This window comes from Sphingomonas sp. NFR15, assembly GCF_900103265.1.
Classification (GTDB): Bacteria; Pseudomonadota; Alphaproteobacteria; order Sphingomonadales; family Sphingomonadaceae; genus Sphingomonas; species Sphingomonas pollutisoli.
In genome coordinates, this window is sequence record NZ_FMWX01000001.1 from 718,720 (window position 1) to 734,995 (window position 16,276).

The window sequence follows — 16,276 nt, forward strand, 5'->3', positions numbered from 1 at the left end:
CGACGAGCTCAACACGAACGGATTGGCACGGTCACACCACCAACCGTTCGTGTCGAGCGAAGTCGAGACACCTGCGCTCCGCCCAGTCCCTCGACTACGCTCGGGACGAACGGATCAACCGCAACTTACGCCACCTCTTCGACCTGCGGCAGATAGTCGCCATACCCTTGCGCGACCATGTCGTCGCGGTGGACGAAGCGGAGCGACGCCGAGTTGATGCAGTAGCGCAGGCCACCGCGATCACGCGGACCATCGTCGAAGACGTGGCCGAGGTGGCTGTCGCCATGCGTTGAGCGGACTTCGGTGCGGATCATCCCGTGAGAGGCATCACGCAACTCGGCGACGTTGGCGGGCTCGATCGGCTTGGTGAAGCTCGGCCAGCCGCAGCCGGATTCGAACTTGTCCGAGGACGCGAACAGCGGCTCGCCCGAGACGATATCGACATAGATGCCCGGCTCCTTGTTGTAGAGCAAAGGCCCGGTGCCGGGGCGTTCGGTGCCCGATTGCTGCGTCACGCGATATTGTTCGGGGGTCAGCGCCGCGACGGCGGCGTCGGTCTTCTCATACTGTGCCATGATGGGTCTCCGTTCGCCGCCGGATATAGGGCGCGCTCAGCCCCGCTTCCAGTCGAACGCCAGTGGCGCCTCGCGGAAGGCGAAGCGATCGAGGTGGCGCGCGACGGCGCCCTTCAATCCTTCGAGCTGTTCGTCAGAGCTGGCATCGATTCGCACGTCCAGGCCCGCATCGCGCGCGTCGAACGTCACCAGCGCGTCGGCGGGCCAGTCGGCCCCACGCGCATCCTTGGGGAAAACGATCGTGCCGTGATCGGGGGTGAATTCAACCGCGAGGTTTTGCTGCCAGTGCTTGCACAGTTGCTGGAGGTATTTGCTCGCACTGTCGGTCGGCACGGTGGCGGCGGCGCTGATGGTCATGGTCACATCCTTTCTCGCCGGGGCGCTTGGCCCCGGCGTAACGATCGCGAGGCGCTTGCGGAGCATCTGCAAGCGCGTCATCTCAGAGGCGTTCGATCTTCTGCGCGGCCTCGTCGAGCAGCGCGGTGATACGGTGGAGCGTCTCGGTATCGACGTCCTCCGCCGTCAGCCGGTTCTGCAGCGCCATGCGCAGATTGCCCATCGCCCGGCGGATCGGCGCGCCGTCGGTACGGGCGCTGTGCTTGCCGACCTCCGCCAGCCGCGCAAACAGCGCCTCGACCAGCTCGGCATTCTCCGCGAGATGGGCGGCGCCCGCTTCCGTCGCGGTGAACAGCTTCTTCGCGCCCTCGCTCTTGCCCGCCTCGATCAGCCCCATGTCGTCGAGCAGGGTCAGCGTGGGATAGACCACGCCGGGGCTCGGCGCATAGGCGCCGCCGGTCAGTTCCTCGATCTGGCGGATCAGATCATAGCCGTGGCGCGGCGTGTCCGCGATCAGCTTCAAGAGCACGAGCTTCAGTTCGCCGCCGTCGAACATCCGGCGCGCACGCCCGCCGCCCATTCCACGCCCCTCGCCCCAGCCACCGCCGAAGCCGCCGCCGAATCCGCCCCGGCCCATGCCGTGATGATGGTGACCATGATGGCCGTGGCCAAAGCCACCGGCCCGTTTGTTGAAACCAAACATATCGTTCCTTTCCATAACACGATGCCTCTACGATATATCTTGAGTCGTTTCGCGCAACTCCGGCTGTGCATTTTTTTCCGCGCACCCTATCTTGGGCGCATGGCCGACCTCTTCGCCGCATATGATCCCCCCGCCACGCCCGACGTGCCCGACACTGCACCGCTCGCCGACCGGCTGCGCCCGCAGCGGCTCGCGGACGTCGTCGGCCAGGATCACCTCACCGGCCCCGAAGGCGCGATCGGGCGAATGGTCGCGGCGGGACGGCTTTCGTCGATGATCCTGTGGGGGCCGCCCGGCACCGGCAAGACCACGATCGCGCGACTGCTCGCCGATGCGGTCGGGTTGCGCTTCGTCGCGATCTCGGCGGTGTTCTCGGGCGTGGCCGATCTCAAGAAGGCGTTCGCCGAGGCGCGCGACCATGCCCGGATCGGGAAGCGCACGCTGCTGTTCGTGGACGAGATCCACCGCTTCAACCGCGCGCAGCAGGACGGCTTCCTGCCCTATGTCGAGGACGGCACCGTCACCCTGGTCGGCGCGACCACCGAAAATCCGTCGTTCGAACTCAACGCCGCCTTGCTCAGCCGCGCGCAGGTGCTGATCCTGCGCCGGCTCGATGCCGCCGCGCTCGAACTGCTTCTATCGCGCGGGGAAGCTCTGGAGCGCCGCCCCCTGCCCCTCACGCCCGAGGCGCGCGAGGCGATCGTCGCCAGCGCCGACGGCGACGGCCGCTTCCTGCTCAACCAGGCCGAGACGTTGTTTTCGGTCGAGCTGCCCGAGCCGCTCGATCCCGCCGGGCTGTCGGCGTTCCTGCAACGCCGCGTCGCGGTGTATGACAAGGATCGCGAAGGCCACTACAACCTCATCTCCGCGCTCCACAAATCGCTGCGCGGCAGCGACCCCCAGGCCGCGCTCTATTATCTCGCGCGAATGCTCACCGCCGGGGAGGAGCCGCTCTACGTGCTGCGGCGGATCGTGCGCTTCGCGTCGGAAGATATCGGCCTCGCCGATTCGAACGCGCTGGTCGTGTGCCTCGCGGCCAAGGAGTCGTACGAGTTCCTCGGCAGCCCCGAAGGCGAACTCGCGATCGCGCAAGCGTGCCTGTACTGCGCGACCGCGCCCAAATCGAACGCGGCCTACACCGCGCAAAAGGCGGCGTGGCGGGTCGCGAAGGAGACCGGCTCGCTGATGCCGCCGCAGAACATCCTCAACGCGCCGACCAAGCTGATGAAGGACATCGGCTATGGCAAGGATTACGCCTACGACCATGATACCGAAGCGGGCTATTCGGGCGCGAACTACTGGCCCGAGGAGATGGCGCCGCAGACCTTCTACACGCCGACCGACCGCGGCCTCGAAAAGCGCATCGCGGAGCGGATGGCGTGGTGGGCGGAGCTGAAGGGCAAGTCGTGAGCGCCGCGAGATCGCACGCCGACATGATGGCGCCGAGACGCCTGAAGACCTTTCGCAGCGGCCTTTGTCTCCGGCGCGGCGCGCGCTAAGCACGCGGGATGACCGCGACGATCGACCCGTTCCACGCCATCGCCATCAGCCGCGCCGCGCACCAACTCGCCGCCGAGGGGCGATCGGTGATCCACATGGAGTTCGGCCAGCCCTCGACCGGGGCGCCGGCTGCGGCGATCGCCGAGGCGCACCGCATCCTCGACAGCGACGGCATGGGCTATTGGGAGAGCAGCCCGCTCAAGCGCCGGATCGCGCAACATTATGCCGACAGCTACGGTGTGTCGGTCGATCCCGAACAGGTGATCCTCACCTGTGGCGCCTCCCCCGCCTTCGTGCTCGCGCTCTCCTGCCTGTTCGCGCCCGGCGACCGCGTGGCGTTCGCACGGCCGGGCTATGTCTCCTACCGCAACACGGTGAAGGCGCTGTTCCTCGAACCGGTCGAGATCGGCTGCGGCGCGGCGGAGCGCTTCCAGATCACCGCCGCCGCGATCGAGGCGCTCGATCCCGCGCCGCAGGGGCTGATCCTCGCCAGCCCCGCCAACCCGACCGGCACGATCATCGCGCCCGACGAGCTGAGCGCAATCGTGGCGGTGTGCCGCCGGCGCGGCATCCGCATCATCTCGGACGAGATCTACCACGGCCTCAGCTATGGCGACGCGGCGCGATCGGTGTTGCAGGACGAGCCGCAAGCGCTGATCGTCAACAGCTTCTCCAAATATTTCAGCATGGCCGGCTGGCGGCTCGGCTGGCTGGTGGTGCCGCCCGCGCTGATCGACGCCGCGCGGGCGCGGATGGGCAATCTGTTCCTCACCCCGCCCTCGCTCGCGCAGCATGCCGGGCTGGTCGCGTTCGATTGCCGCGAGGAGCTGGAAGGGCATATCCGCACCTATGCGACCAACCGCGCACTGCTGCTCGATGCGCTCCCCGCACTCGGCCTGCGCCGCATCGCGCCGCCCGATGGCGCGTTCTACATCTACGCCGATATCCGCCATCTGACCGATGACAGCATGGCGTTCTGCATGGATCTGCTGATGGACACCGGCGTGACGACCGCCCCAGGAATCGACTTCGATCCGGTCGATGGGCACCGCTTCATGCGCTTCAGCTTCGCGGTCTCGACCGATCGGATCGAGGACGCGCTGCGGCGGATGACGCCGTGGTTCGCGGGGCGGTCACTTCTACCCCGTTCGTCCTGAGCTTGTCGAAGGACGTGTCCCGCAGTTCAGCGTTAGAGGCACGTGCTTCGACAAGCTCAGCACGAACGGGTTGGTGCGGTCTCACAGCCCCTTGAACATCAGCCACACCTTGGGGCGGCCGGTCGGCTTCGGCGTTCCGTCCAGCCGCACCGCATGGACGATCTTGATCGGGTGGACCAGCATCTGCCCCTTCATCTCCTCGTCGCCACCCGGCGCGGTCGGCATCGCCAGCATGCGCTTGACCACGTCCATCCCGCTCAGGACATGGCCGAACACCGCATAACCGGGAGAGCCCGGCTTGGCGTCGAGATTGGGGCTCGGGCCGACCAGCAGCGAGAAATTGGCCGAACCGGACGCGGGGTTGGCGTAGCGCGCCATCGAGATCGCGCCGCTGACATGGCGCAGCCCGGTCTGGCTGGTCGGCTCGAGCGGCAGCATATCGAGCTTGCGCCGCGCGTCGGTGCCGATCCCGCCCTGTACGAAGCCGAGGTCGGGGTGCCCGGCCTTACGCGAGGCACGGTAGAAACTCGTCCCGTCGAGCCGCCCGTCATCGACATATTGCAGGAAATTGACCGCCGTCTTCGGCGCGTGGCGGTAATCGATGGCCAGCGTGATCGGCCCGGCCGAGGTATCGAGCCGCACGCGCACCACCGGCGGCTCGACCGGCGCCGCCCCGATCAACAACGCCGCACCACAGGCAAGACCCAGAAACCGCACGCACGTCTCCCTTTTCGTCAGCATATCGGACCAGGACCGGTTCCACGTTCACACCTGAACGCTGGCTGAGGGACGCGCGATCCGATCAAGCCGTCTTGCCGACCGGCGCGGTTCAGGCAAGACTGTCGCCGAGACGGGCGAAGCATCGTCAGCGGGGAGAGGCGGAGGGCTTGGGGAAAACCATAGTCGGGGGGCGTCGTAATGAACAAACGGGATTTCCTGAAGGCCGCCGGCGCCGCGTCGCTCGCCGCCTTGCTCGATACACCGGGTCTGGCCGCGCGCGCGCCGGAAGACCTCGCGCGGGACGAAGCGTTCTGGGCCGAGATCCGCAGCCATTTCCCGACCGACAACCGCTTCATCAATCTCGAAAACGGCTTCTACTGTTTCCAGCCCAGCGACGTGTTCGACGCCTTCGTCGCCAACGCGCGGGCGGTCAACGGCGAGGCATCGCATTACATGCGCACCCGCCTCGATACCGACGTGGTGAAGATACGCACCGCCGTCGCCGCGCTGGCGGCCGTGCCGGTCGAGGAACTGGTGGTCACGCGCAACACCACCGAATCGCTCGATACCGTCATCAACGGCATCCCCTGGCAAGCCGGCGACGAAGCGGTGATGGCGACGCAGGACTATGGCTCGATGATGGATATGTTCGCGCTTCAGGCGCGGCGCCACGGCATCGTCAACCGCATCGTGCGATTGCCGCTCGATCCGGCGAGCGACGCCGAGATCGTCGAAACGTACCGCAAGGCGATCACCCCCAGGACCAAATTGCTGATGGTGTCGCACATCGTCGGCGGTACGGGTCAGGTGCTGCCGGTCGCGGCGATCTGCGACATGGCGCATGGCCTCGGCGTGCCGGTGATGGTCGATGGCGCGCACAGCTTCGCACATCTCGATTTCAAGATCGCCGATCTGCGCTGCGACTATTTCGGCGCGTCGCTACACAAATGGCTGTCGGCGCCGCTCGGCCTCGGCGTGCTGTGGGTGCGGCGCGATCGCATCGCCGGGCTGTGGCCGATGTTCGGCGATGCCAGCATGGCCGACGACGATATCCGCAAGCTCAACCACCGTGGCACCCACCCGGTCCACAGCGACCTGACGCTACCGCGTGCGATCGCCTTCCACGAGGCGATCGGTGCTGAACGCAAGATGGCGCGGCTGCGCTTCCTCCAGCAGAGCTGGACCAGCCGCGCGCGCGCGATCCGGGGCGTGTACCTCAACACGCCGCGCGATCCGGCGCGGACCTGTGCGATCGCCAACGTCGGGCTGAACGGGCTCGCCCCGGCGATGCTGGCGGAGACGCTGCTGAAGGACCACAATATCTACACCGTCGCGATCGACCGCGGCGAGGTGAAGGGCGTGCGCGTGACGCCGCAAATCTATACATCGCCGGCGGAACTCGACGCGCTGGTAGCGGCGCTGACGAAGATCGCCGGGCGGGCGGCTTAGCCGGCCACGCAGCTGCGGACGCGACCTCTTCGCGGTTCGCGTTCCCCTTCCGTTCGATATGCGCTATCCTCGGCGCATGGACGTGCGCAAGATCATCCATATCGACATGGACGCCTTCTACGCGTCGGTCGAGCAGCGCGACGATCCGACGCTGCGGGGCAAGCCCGTCGCGGTCGGATCGGCGTCGGCGCGCGGCGTGGTTGCGGCGGCGAGCTATGAGTCGCGCGCGTTCGGGGTGAAGTCCGCTTTGCCGTCGGTAACGGCGCTGCGCCGGTGCCCGGACTTGGTGTTCGTGCGGCCGCGCTTCGACGTGTACAAATCGGTCTCGCGTCAGATCCACGCGATCTTCGCCGAATTCACGCCGATCATCCAGCCGCTGTCGCTCGACGAGGCCTATCTCGACGTCACCGCGAACCTTCGCGACCTGCCGACCGCCTGGGCCACGGCCAAGGCGATCCGCGCGCGCATCCTCGAGGAGACCGGCCTCACCGCCTCGGCGGGGATTTCGTACAACAAGTTCCTCGCCAAGCTCGCCTCGGATCATCGCAAACCCAACGGCCAGTTCGCGGTGACGCCCGAAATGGGCGCGGCCTGGGTCGAGACGCTGCCGGTGTCGCGCTTCCACGGCGTCGGCCCCGTCACCGCGCGGAAAATGGCGTCGCTCGGCATCGAGACCGGCGCCGACCTGCGCGCCAAGTCGCGCGGGTTCCTCGCCGAGCATTTCGGCAGTTCGGCGGACTGGTATTTCGCCATCGCGCGCGGCATCGACGATCGCCCGGTCAACCCCAACCGCGTCCGCAAATCCTCCGGCTCGGAAACGACCTTCCGCGACGATCTCACCGAGCCGGCCGATATCGAAGCCGGCGTGCTGGAAATGGCCGAGGACGTCTGGCGCTGGTGCGAAGGCGCGCAGGCGTTCGGCCGCACCGTGACGGTGAAGGTCAAATATCAGGATTTCCAGCAGATCACCCGCAGCCGCAGCGCCGCCCGCCCGATCCGCAGCCGCGCCGGCCTGCACGATGCCAGCCTGGCGCTGATCCGCTCGGTGCTGCCGACGCCCAAAGGTATCCGGCTGGTCGGTGTGACCGTCTCCAACTTCGACGGCGCCGATACCGAGGCGCTGCCGCTGTTCGAGGGATTGCCCGGCCGGGTTTAGTCGCGTGCCGGCGCCGGCACGCGCAGCCCCGCGATCAGGATATCCACCATCGCGCGCGCGCTCGCCTCCCAGCCTGGCTCGGCGCTGACATTGGCGACGCCGATCACCGCGCGAAGCAGATCGAGCGGCGGTACGGTCAGGGTGATCTCGCCGCTCTCGACCGCGCGCGCGGTGAGCAACGTCATCGCGTCACTCATCTGCGCGCCCGACGCCGCATAGATTTCCGCGCTGTCGCAAACCATCGTCGCGAGCGCGCCGGCGATAATCTGCTTGGTCGCGAAATACTCGACGAACAGCAGCATCCACGCGCGCAGCGCCTCGATCGGCGGCCGTTCGGCGGCGAGCCGCTCGGCGGCGGCGGCAAGCTGGTTCGCCTCGTTGCGATAGACCTGTACGATCAGCGCCTCACGCGTTGGGAAATGGCGGTAGAGTGTGCCGATCCCCACCCCCGCCGCGCGCGCGATCTCTTCCAGACCCGCGTCCATTCCCTTGCTGGCGAACACGCTCTTGGCGGTGGCGAGCAGCTTGAGCCGGTTGCGCTCGGCATCGGCACGCGGTTTTCGAACGGGAGTTTTCGCCGAATCCGCCACTCTGTTACGCCAGCCCCTTGAAAGCGGAGGATGCCTCCGCATATAAGCGGCGACGTTATTGTGGCACCCTAACACGGGAATGCCGATCGCGTCGTCAGCCTTCTTCTAAAGGAACAGCACATGGTTCAGCAATTTGGCGCGACCTCCACCACCGACGAAGTGCTCGCCGGCGTCGATCTGTCGGGCAGGCGCATCCTCGTCACCGGTGTTTCGGCCGGGCTCGGTGTCGAGACCGCGCGCGCTCTCGCCGCGCATGGCGCGCAGGTGGTGGGTGCCGCGCGCGATCTCGCCAAGGCCGAGGCCGCGACCGAGGTGGTGCGTGCGGCCGCCGCGAACGGCGGCGGTCTGGAGTTGATCGAACTCGATCTCGCCAGCCTGGCCAGCGTGCGCGCCGCCGCCGACGCGCTGGTCGCGAAGGGCGAACCGTTCGATGTGGTGATCGCCAATGCCGGCGTGATGGCGGCGCCGTTCGGCCACACCACCGATGGCTTCGAAACCCAGTTCGGCACCAATCACCTCGGCCATTTCGTCTTCATCAACCGCATTGCGTCGCTGCTGCGGCCGGGCGGGCGGGTGGTGAGCCTGGCCTCGGCCGGTCATCGCTTCGCCAATGTCGATCTCGACGACCCCAATTTCACGCGCGGCGATTATGATCCGTGGGTCGCCTATGGCCGTTCCAAGACCGCCAACATCCTGTTCGCGGTCGAGTTCGACCGGCGCCACCGCGCGCGTGGCGTACGCGCCGCGGCGGTGCATCCCGGCGGCATCCAGACCGAACTTAGCCGCCACCTCGAAGACGGCGCGATCGAGGCGATGATCGCACAGATCAACGCCGATCTCGCCGCCGAGGGCAAGCCCCCCTTTGAACTGAAGACGATCCCGCAGGGCGCGGCGACATCGGTATGGGCCGCCGTCGTCGGCGAGGCCGACGAGATCGGCGGGCGCTATTGCGAGGATTGCCACGTCGCCACCAACGTCACCGACGGCCCGCTCAGCGTCGCGAGCGAGGGCGTGCGCTCCTATGCGCTCGACCCCGACAACGCCAGGGCGCTGTGGGCGAAGAGCGAGGAGATGGTCGGCGAAGTGTTCTGACGAACCGAAGAGGCCGCGACCATCAGGTCGCGGCCTCTCATTTGCCTCAAGCGTCCGGCGCGGTGCCCGGCTCGGCCATCTTGCGGTGCTGCTCGGCGAGCACCGACGCGGGCGTTACATGCGCGGCGGCGACCTGGAGCTTGTTCTTCCAGCCCGATACGATGCTGGCCTTGCCCGCCATCAGCGCGTCCCAGCCATCCTTCGCCACGTCGGCCGGATCGCTCTTGCTGTCGCTCGTACCGACCGACGTATCCATCATGCCGCCGCGCTCGAAGAATTCGGTCTCGACCGGCCCCGGCATCAACGTGGTCAGCGTGACGCCCTTCGACTCCTTGATCTCGTTGCGCAGCGCATCGGTGAAGCTGTCGACGAACGCCTTGGTGCCGTTGTACACCGCCTGGAACGCGCCGGGGATGAACCCCGCGATCGAGCCGGTGACGAGCACCTTGCCGGCGTCGCGCGCGACCATCGGCTTGAGCACCTTCTGGAGCAGATAGGCGGTGCCCACGATGTTGGTGTCGACCACCCGCCGCCAATCGGCAAGATCCTGATCGAGAAACGCGTGGCCCAGCCCGCGCCCGGCGTTGGCGCACAGCAGATCGATCTGCCGGCCGCCGGTCGCCGCCAGCAACTGATCGACGCCCTCGATCGTCGAGAGATCGGCCTCGACCCATTGCACCTGCGTGCCGAACTGCTCGAAGTCGGTCGCCGCCGCCTCGATCAGCGGTTCGTCGGCGACGACGAGGATGTCATACCCGTCCTTCGCCGCGAGCGTGGCCAGTTCGAAACCGATGCCGGTCGAGGCGCCGGTGATGATCGCGAATGTGTCAGCCATGATCTCGTCCTTCTTCTCCCCTCCCTGGTCAGGGAGGGGTCGGGGGTGGGTCGGTTTACGAGGAAGCGCGGCGACCACCATTAGCCCACCCTCCCCCAGCCCCTCCCTTCCAGGGAGGGGAGCAAGGTCACGCGGCGGCGAAATCGGGCTTGAGCACGACCTTCGTCACCACGTCCTGATCGTCGTGGAACATCTTGTAGCCCTTGGGCGCATCCTCGAGCGCCATCCGGTGCGAGATCAGGAATTCGGTATCGATCTTGTCTTCCATGATCGCGTTGAGCAGCCCGGGCAGATAATGCTGGACGTGGGTCTGCCCGGTCTTGAGCGTGAGCCCCTTCTCCATCACGGCGCCGAGCGGGAATTTGTCGACGAACCCGCCATAGACGCCGGGCATGGAGACGCGGCCGCCCTTGCGGCAGGCGAGGATCGCCTGTCGGATCGCGTGCGGGCGGTCGGTGCCGAGCATCAGCGACGCCTTGATCTGATCGACGACATTGTCGGCGAAGAAGCCGTGCGCTTCCAGCCCGACGCTGTCGATCACCGCGTCGGGGCCGATCCCGCCGGTCATCTGCATCAGCGCCTCGTAGGTCTCGGTCTCGCCGAAGTTGATCGTCTCGGCACCAAATCGCTTCGCGAGTTCGAGCCGGCGCGGGAAATGATCGATCGCAATCACACGCTCGGCCCCCATCAGGAAGGCCGATTGCACCGCGAACAGCCCCACCGGCCCGCATCCCCAGACCGCGACGGTATCGCCCGGTTCGATCTCGGCATTCTCCGCCGCCATCCAGCCGGTCGGCAGAATGTCCGAGAGGAACAGCACCTTGTCGTCCGCGACGCCGTCGGGAATGACGATCGGGCCGACGTCGCTGAACGGCACGCGGACATATTCCGCCTGGCCACCCGCATAGCCGCCGGTCATGTGGCTGTAGCCGAACAGGCCGCTCATCGGCTGGCCGTAAAGTTCCTGCGCGATGTCCTGGTTGTCGGCGGGCAGGCCGTTGTCGCACGCCGAATATTGGTGCTTGCCGCAATGATAACAGCTTCCGCACGATATCGTGAACGGCACGACGACGCGCTGCCCCTTCTTGAGCGTCGATTTGGCGCCGATCTCCACCACCTCGCCCATGAACTCGTGGCCGAGGATGTCGCCCGCCTGCATCGTCGGGATATAGCCGTCGTACAGATGCAGGTCCGAGCCGCAGATCGCGGTCGAGGTGACCTTGATGATCGCGTCGCGCGGGTTGAGGATTTCGGGATCATCGACCGTATCGACGCGAACGTCGTGACGGCCATGCCAGGCGAGTGCGCGCATCAGGCCTTCTCCTCTTCGAATTGCTCGCGGGTTCGCGCCGACGTGGCGATCTCGCCCGTTTCCATGAGCTGCTTGAAACGGCGCAGGTCGCGCCGTGCCTGGATGGCAGGTTCGCGCTGGAACATCTTGGCGACCAGCTTGCCGATCGTGCCGCCGGGCGGGTCGTACAGCACCGTCGCGGTGACGACAGTGCCGCGCGCACCGGCATCGCGAAAGTCGATGCGGCCGCTGTTGGGCACGTCCGCCCCGTCCTCCGAAGCCCAGGCGATCAGTTCGTTTTCGCGTTCCTCGGTGACGATGGCGGTCCATTCGACGGTGCGGCCGCCGGGTGCCTTGACCGTCCAGTGCGAACGCCGGTCGTCGATCGGCGCGACCGCGACGACATTGTCCATGAAGCTCGCGAGGTTCCGGAAATCGCGCCAATAGGCGTAGAGTTCGGCGACGGGGCGGTTGATCGTCACCGCGCGCGCGACCAGGCTGTCGCCATTGGGTTCGAGCAGCGCGTTCGTCGCCTCGTCGACCGCGCCGGATCGTTTGGAAGTGGCGAGCGGCGCGTCGTCGGTCTGAAAGTCGGTTTCTGCCATGGCGTCCTCCGTGTTGCAGGGGGAGATCGCATGGCGCGCAGGTCCGTTCCCGTCGTTTCCCGAGCGAAATCAAATACCTTACTGATCGAGATCAAGCCGATCGCGCTGTTCGCTGCGCCGTCGCCGCCCCTCCGCCAAACGCGAAAATACCGCATTGATATTTATAGAGGGACAAGTTATTCGTATATGGACAACAAGAAACAAGGAGAGCGATTCGGTTGCGTCGCGTGCTGCATGCGCTTTGGTGCAGCATAACCATCGGACCAATGTACCCGCGCCGCCCCGCGCGATCCGATCGACCGCCGGCCCTTTTTCCGGTTTCCATGAAGTTTCGCCTGCGGTTCCCGCCGCACGGTGCCAGTGCGTTCGAGTTCATTTCAACAACGATAAAATAATTTGGAGGGAAATTTGATGCGTTCGTTCACCTTTCTGGCGAGCACCGCGCTCGCGTCGCTGGTTGCCGTTCCCGCCTTCGCGCAACAGCCCGCCGCCGCCTCCGACGACGCGGCCGTAGAGCGCGCGGAGCAGGACATCGTCGTCACCGGCGTTCGCGCCAGCCTCCAGTCCGCCGCGAACGTGAAGCGCAACGCAGGCACGATCGTCGACTCGATCGTCGCCGAAGATATCGGCAAGCTCCCCGACAACAACGCGACCGAAGCGCTTCAGCGCATCACCGGCGTGCAGGTGTCGCGCGATCTCGGCGAGGGCGGGTCGATCGCGATCCGCGGTCTGCCGCAGGTCGAAACGACGCTCAACGGCCGCGAGACCTTCACCGCGGGCGGTGGCCGGACCTTCAACCTCCAGGATTTCCCCGCCGAGCTGGTCGCCCGCATCGACGTCTACAAGGCATCCACCGCCGACCTGATCGAAGGCGGCCTCGGCGGCCTCGTCGATCTGCGCACGCGCCGCCCGCTCGATCTCCCGGGCTTCACCCTCGGCGCGTCGCTGCGCGGCATGTACTCGGATTCGGTCAAGAAGGCGACGCCGAGCGGATCGGTGTTCGCCTCGGACAAGTGGGACACCGGCATCGGCGAGGTCGGCCTGCTTGGCAGCTTCTCGTATCAGGACCGCAAATATCGGCAGGACATCGACAGCACCGGCGCGCCGACGCCGCGCAGCGACCTGGTCCCCGGCCAGAGCGTGTTCGCGCCGAACGGCAACAATCAGGTGCTGGTGATCGGCGAGCGCCAGCGCATCGGCGGCAACGTCGCGCTGCAATGGCGCCCCTCGCCCGATCTCGAGTTCACGCTCGAAGGTCAGTACCAGCGCTTCAAGACGACGCAGCAGCAATATAACATGCTCGTGGCGACGGCGGGTTCCACCCCGGTCGCCGGCAGCACCACGCTCTTCTCCGGCACGCAGGACGTGTCGCAGGTCAGCTACGCGAACCAGCGCCTCACCGCCGGCGGCACCGCGCGCGACACGCTCGACGAGAACAAGTCGATCAGCCTCGCCGCGAAGTGGAACGTGAAGGGCGTCACGGTCAACGGCGACCTGACCTACACCAAATCGCGGAACGACCTGTATTACACCGAGCTCGATCTCATCACGACCGCGCCGGGCTTCACGCAAAATCTCGGCACCAATCCGCCCTCCTCGTCGACCGGCTCGTACAACCTCGCCAATCTCGCCAATTACAGGGTCGGCGGGCTGACGCGGAACGAGAACCATTATGTCGGCGACGAAGTGGCAGCGCGCGTGGACCTCGAATATGCATTCGAGGACAGCAGCTTCCTGAAATCGATCCAGGGCGGCTTCCGCTTCTCGGATCGTTCGATCGCACAGCAGAATCCGCTTCGCTACACCGGGCAGACGGCCTCCACCGATCCCGCCTCCTATTCGGGCCTGTTCCAGGCGAACAGCTATGGTGATTTCTACACGGCGAACGGTGCGAAGGTCGATTTCCAGCGCAACTTCCCCTACGCCAACGTCTCGCGGCTGCGCTCCGATTTCTCGGGCGTGTTGTCGCAACTCGGGCTGACCGGCGCGCTGGCCCCGTCGACGACATCGGTCAACAGCCTGCTCGCGGCGTTCAACGCCGACGAAAAGACCACCGCCGGCTATGTGATGGCGAAGTTCGATTTCGTCGCTGGACTGCCGATCGACGGCAATATCGGCGTGCGCTATGTTCAAACCGACGATCTCATCACTGGCAACCAGCGCCGGACCGCACTGGTGAACGGCGTGTTCGTTCCCGTGACGCCGACGATCATCGATCCCGTCTCGATCAAGAACAGCTACGGAAACTGGCTGCCGAGCGTGAACGCGCGCGTTCACCTGACGCACAACCTCCAGCTCCGCCTCGCCGCTTCGGAAACGCTCACCCGTCCCGATTTCAGCCAGTTGTCGCCCGCGCTCACCGTCGTTCCGGGCCAGCTCGCCGCGAGCCAGGGCAACCCGAACCTTCAGCCGATCACCTCGAAGAACGCCGACGTGTCGCTCGAATGGTACGTCAACAAATCGACCTCGCTCTATGTCGCGGGCTTCTACAAGCGGGTCAAAGGCTTCATCTTCACCCGCTCCACGCCGGGCGTGACGATCGGCGGGGTCGATGGCTACACGCTGTCGCAGCCGCTCAATTCGGGCACGGGCACCGTCAAGGGCGCCGAGGTCGGCTATCAGCAGTTCTTCGATTTCCTGCCCGGCGCGCTCTCCGGCCTCGGCATTCAGGCCAATGGCACCTATACCGAAAGCGCCGCGCCGACCTCGCTGGTCGGGTTCACCGCGCCGCTGCCGCAGCTTTCGAAGTACAGCTACAACATCGCCGGCATCTACGAGAAATACGGCATTTCCGCCCGCGTCGCGTACAATTACCGGTCGAGCTTCCTGTCCTCGATCCTCGCCGGCGCCTATACCCCGCCGGGCGGCACGACGACCTCCTATGTCTTCCCGGTGATGACCAAGGGCTATGGCTGGCTCGACGCGTCGCTCAGCTACGATATCGGCAAGCACGTCACGCTGACGATCGACGGGCAGAACCTGCTGCGCACCCAGATCCAGCAATATTACCAGGTCGCGACCCGGCCCGGACAATATACGATCGACGATCGCCAGTTCATGGCCGGCGTCCGCGTGAAGTTCTGATCGGGTGCGGGGCGTAAGGGGCATGTGGCGGTGGCCCCTCGCGCTCTGCTCCGCGGTCGTACTGCTCGCCCCCGCGCCCGCCGCGGCGGCGTGGGTGGCGGGCTGGACCGCCGCCGCCTTTCCCGCCACGCCCGTCCTCACCGATCGGGACGTGCGTGATTACGGCGGCGCCACCGTGCGGCAGGAGATGACCGTCGATGCCGCCGGCGCGCGCCTGCGCGTGCGGATGACCAACGCGCTCGGCACCGCGCCGCTCGCGTTCGAAGCGGCGACGGTGGAGATCGACGGCCGCAGCCTTCCGCTCTCCTTCGGTGGCCACGCCGGCGCGGCCCTGCCCGCCGGCGCGTCGCTGGCGAGCAATCCGGTTCGCGCTCCGGTCCGCCGCTTCCAGCGGATCGCGGTGACCGTCAGCTATGGGCCGGACGCCAGACCCGCCGCACATCTGTTGACGGTCACGGTGCGCTATCCCGACGGCCATCGCCGCACCGGGCGCGGACCCGCGCTCGCCGCCTGCATTGAGGTCGATCGGCGGGGAACGGGCCGCGTTCTCGTCGCGCTGGGCGATTCGGTCACAGAAGGTGCCCGCGCCGCGCCGCAGAGCTTCACCGGCTGGCCCGAGATGCTCGCCGCCCGGCTGGCGGCGCTGCCGCGCCATCGCGACTGGAGCGTCGTCAACGCCGGCATCCACGGCAACCGGCTGCTGCGCGACGGCGCCGGCCCAAATGCGCTCGCGCGCTTCGACCGCGATGTGCTCGCCGTTGCCGGCGTTACCGACGTGCTGCTGCTCGAAGGCATCAACGACATCGGCTGGGGCAATGCCAAACCCGCCAGCGACGGACCCGTACGCGCCGAGGACGTGATCGCGGCGTATCGCCAGATCATCGCCCGCGCACACGCTGCCGGCCTGCGAGTCATCGGCGCCACGCTGCCGCCGTTTCGCGGCTCGATCTATCACACCCCCGCCGGCGAGGCGGTTCGCCAGGCGGTCAACCAATGGGTTCGCGGCGCCGGCGCGTTCGACGCGGTCGTCGATTTCGACCGGGCGATGGCCGACCCCGCAGACCCCTCGCGGCTCGATCCCGCCAAGGATTCGGGCGACCATCTTCACCCGAGCGACGCAGGCTATGCCGCGATGGCGGCAGCGATCGATCCCGCCACGCTATGACGCAATCCGCAGAACAAG

15 protein-coding genes and 1 pseudogene are annotated in these 16,276 nt (G+C 66.7%); 7 read left to right on the forward strand and 9 right to left on the reverse strand.

Annotated features, from left to right (window positions below):
- Positions 1-125 precede the first annotated feature (125 nt).
- The 3 genes from msrB to BLS81_RS03410 all read right to left on the reverse strand — a co-directional run bounded on the left by msrB (position 126) and on the right by BLS81_RS03410 (position 1,548).
- Positions 126-575 (reverse strand): peptide-methionine (R)-S-oxide reductase MsrB, encoded by a 450-nt coding sequence (msrB, locus tag BLS81_RS03400; RefSeq protein ID WP_093220708.1) that lies wholly within the window; start codon positions 573-575, stop codon positions 126-128.
- A 36-nt stretch (positions 576-611) separates the two neighbouring features.
- The gene (locus BLS81_RS03405; RefSeq protein ID WP_093221773.1) at positions 612-932 is read right to left on the reverse strand and encodes a DUF2218 domain-containing protein; all 321 of its coding nucleotides are present in this window, start codon (positions 930-932) and stop codon (positions 612-614) included.
- A gap of 82 nt (positions 933-1,014) precedes the next feature.
- Complete coding sequence (locus tag BLS81_RS03410; protein ID WP_176787009.1) at positions 1,015-1,548, reverse strand: PadR family transcriptional regulator; 534 nt, start codon at positions 1,546-1,548, stop codon at positions 1,015-1,017.
- Positions 1,549-1,713: 165 nt separating this feature from the next.
- On the opposite strand from BLS81_RS03410, the gene BLS81_RS03415 reads away from it, so the two are divergent.
- Together BLS81_RS03415 and BLS81_RS03420 are read left to right on the forward strand one after the other, a co-directional pair.
- Positions 1,714-3,024 carry a replication-associated recombination protein A gene (locus tag BLS81_RS03415; protein ID WP_093220710.1) on the forward strand — a complete coding sequence of 437 codons (1,311 nt, stop codon included), beginning with the start codon at positions 1,714-1,716 and terminating at the stop codon, positions 3,022-3,024.
- A gap of 98 nt (positions 3,025-3,122) precedes the next feature.
- Positions 3,123-4,271 carry an aminotransferase class I/II-fold pyridoxal phosphate-dependent enzyme gene (locus BLS81_RS03420; protein ID WP_093220712.1) on the forward strand — a complete coding sequence of 383 codons (1,149 nt, stop codon included), beginning with the start codon at positions 3,123-3,125 and terminating at the stop codon, positions 4,269-4,271.
- Between the two features lie 81 nt (positions 4,272-4,352).
- Here the strand turns inward: BLS81_RS03420 and BLS81_RS03425 are convergent, their stop codons facing one another.
- A complete protein-coding gene (locus BLS81_RS03425) occupies positions 4,353-5,012 on the reverse strand; it encodes a peptidylprolyl isomerase (RefSeq protein ID WP_093220714.1) in 660 nt (219 codons plus the stop codon).
- 177 nt (positions 5,013-5,189) lie between these two features.
- Between BLS81_RS03425 and BLS81_RS03430 the strand changes: the two genes are divergently transcribed.
- Positions 5,190-6,440: an aminotransferase class V-fold PLP-dependent enzyme gene (locus BLS81_RS03430; RefSeq protein WP_093220717.1), complete on the forward strand. Its 1,251-nt coding sequence runs from the start codon at positions 5,190-5,192 to the stop codon at positions 6,438-6,440.
- A gap of 58 nt (positions 6,441-6,498) precedes the next feature.
- A complete protein-coding gene (gene dinB / locus BLS81_RS03435) occupies positions 6,499-7,596 on the forward strand; it encodes a DNA polymerase IV (RefSeq protein ID WP_093220719.1) in 1,098 nt (365 codons plus the stop codon).
- On the opposite strand, the gene BLS81_RS03440 is transcribed toward dinB, so the two are convergent.
- Both BLS81_RS03440 and BLS81_RS21255 read right to left on the reverse strand, forming a co-directional pair.
- Positions 7,593-8,186, reverse strand: a complete 594-nt coding sequence (locus tag BLS81_RS03440) for a TetR/AcrR family transcriptional regulator (RefSeq protein ID WP_256326046.1) — start codon at positions 8,184-8,186, stop codon at positions 7,593-7,595. The genes dinB and BLS81_RS03440 overlap by 4 nt on opposite strands.
- Positions 8,187-8,280: 94 nt before the next feature.
- Positions 8,281-8,334, reverse strand: a pseudogene (locus tag BLS81_RS21255) (hypothetical protein); the annotation flags it as partial.
- A gap of 11 nt (positions 8,335-8,345) precedes the next feature.
- Here BLS81_RS21255 and BLS81_RS03445 point away from each other — a divergent pair.
- Complete coding sequence (locus tag BLS81_RS03445) at positions 8,346-9,278, forward strand: SDR family NAD(P)-dependent oxidoreductase (RefSeq protein WP_371128245.1); 933 nt, start codon at positions 8,346-8,348, stop codon at positions 9,276-9,278.
- A gap of 46 nt (positions 9,279-9,324) precedes the next feature.
- Here BLS81_RS03445 and BLS81_RS03450 read toward each other — a convergent pair whose 3' ends face one another.
- The 3 genes from BLS81_RS03450 to BLS81_RS03460 form a co-directional block, all read right to left on the reverse strand.
- Positions 9,325-10,113 (reverse strand): SDR family NAD(P)-dependent oxidoreductase, encoded by a 789-nt coding sequence (locus BLS81_RS03450; protein ID WP_093220727.1) that lies wholly within the window; start codon positions 10,111-10,113, stop codon positions 9,325-9,327.
- 127 nt (positions 10,114-10,240) lie between these two features.
- Complete coding sequence (locus BLS81_RS03455) at positions 10,241-11,425, reverse strand: zinc-dependent alcohol dehydrogenase (RefSeq protein ID WP_093220729.1); 1,185 nt, start codon at positions 11,423-11,425, stop codon at positions 10,241-10,243.
- Positions 11,425-12,009, reverse strand: coding sequence for an SRPBCC family protein (locus tag BLS81_RS03460; RefSeq protein ID WP_093220732.1), 585 nt, complete (start codon positions 12,007-12,009; stop codon positions 11,425-11,427). Before BLS81_RS03460 ends, BLS81_RS03455 begins: the two co-directional genes overlap by 1 nt.
- A gap of 411 nt (positions 12,010-12,420) precedes the next feature.
- On the opposite strand from BLS81_RS03460, the gene BLS81_RS03465 reads away from it, so the two are divergent.
- The gene (locus tag BLS81_RS03465; RefSeq protein WP_093220734.1) at positions 12,421-15,093 is read left to right on the forward strand and encodes a TonB-dependent receptor; all 2,673 of its coding nucleotides are present in this window, start codon (positions 12,421-12,423) and stop codon (positions 15,091-15,093) included.
- Positions 15,094-15,115: 22 nt separating this feature from the next.
- Positions 15,116-16,258, forward strand: coding sequence for an SGNH/GDSL hydrolase family protein (locus BLS81_RS03470; protein WP_093220737.1), 1,143 nt, complete (start codon positions 15,116-15,118; stop codon positions 16,256-16,258).
- Positions 16,259-16,276: the final 18 nt, after the last annotated feature.

What these genes read in the sequence shown, in the direction of transcription:
- msrB (WP_093220708.1), bottom strand. Translation starts at nt 575, where the DNA reads ATGGCACAGTATGAGAAGACCGACGCCGCCGTCGCGGCGCTGACCCCC.
- BLS81_RS03405 (WP_093221773.1), bottom strand. Translation starts at nt 932, where the DNA reads ATGACCATCAGCGCCGCCGCCACCGTGCCGACCGACAGTGCGAGCAAA.
- BLS81_RS03410 (WP_176787009.1), bottom strand. Translation starts at nt 1,548, where the DNA reads ATGGGCCGGGGCGGATTCGGCGGCGGCTTCGGCGGTGGCTGGGGCGAG.
- BLS81_RS03415 (WP_093220710.1), top strand. Translation starts at nt 1,714, where the DNA reads ATGGCCGACCTCTTCGCCGCATATGATCCCCCCGCCACGCCCGACGTG.
- BLS81_RS03420 (WP_093220712.1), top strand. Translation starts at nt 3,123, where the DNA reads ATGACCGCGACGATCGACCCGTTCCACGCCATCGCCATCAGCCGCGCC.
- BLS81_RS03425 (WP_093220714.1), bottom strand. Translation starts at nt 5,012, where the DNA reads ATGCTGACGAAAAGGGAGACGTGCGTGCGGTTTCTGGGTCTTGCCTGT.
- BLS81_RS03430 (WP_093220717.1), top strand. Translation starts at nt 5,190, where the DNA reads ATGAACAAACGGGATTTCCTGAAGGCCGCCGGCGCCGCGTCGCTCGCC.
- dinB (WP_093220719.1), top strand. Translation starts at nt 6,499, where the DNA reads ATGCGCTATCCTCGGCGCATGGACGTGCGCAAGATCATCCATATCGAC.
- BLS81_RS03450 (WP_093220727.1), bottom strand. Translation starts at nt 10,113, where the DNA reads ATGGCTGACACATTCGCGATCATCACCGGCGCCTCGACCGGCATCGGT.
- BLS81_RS03455 (WP_093220729.1), bottom strand. Translation starts at nt 11,425, where the DNA reads ATGCGCGCACTCGCCTGGCATGGCCGTCACGACGTTCGCGTCGATACG.
- BLS81_RS03460 (WP_093220732.1), bottom strand. Translation starts at nt 12,009, where the DNA reads ATGGCAGAAACCGACTTTCAGACCGACGACGCGCCGCTCGCCACTTCC.
- BLS81_RS03465 (WP_093220734.1), top strand. Translation starts at nt 12,421, where the DNA reads ATGCGTTCGTTCACCTTTCTGGCGAGCACCGCGCTCGCGTCGCTGGTT.
- BLS81_RS03470 (WP_093220737.1), top strand. Translation starts at nt 15,116, where the DNA reads ATGTGGCGGTGGCCCCTCGCGCTCTGCTCCGCGGTCGTACTGCTCGCC.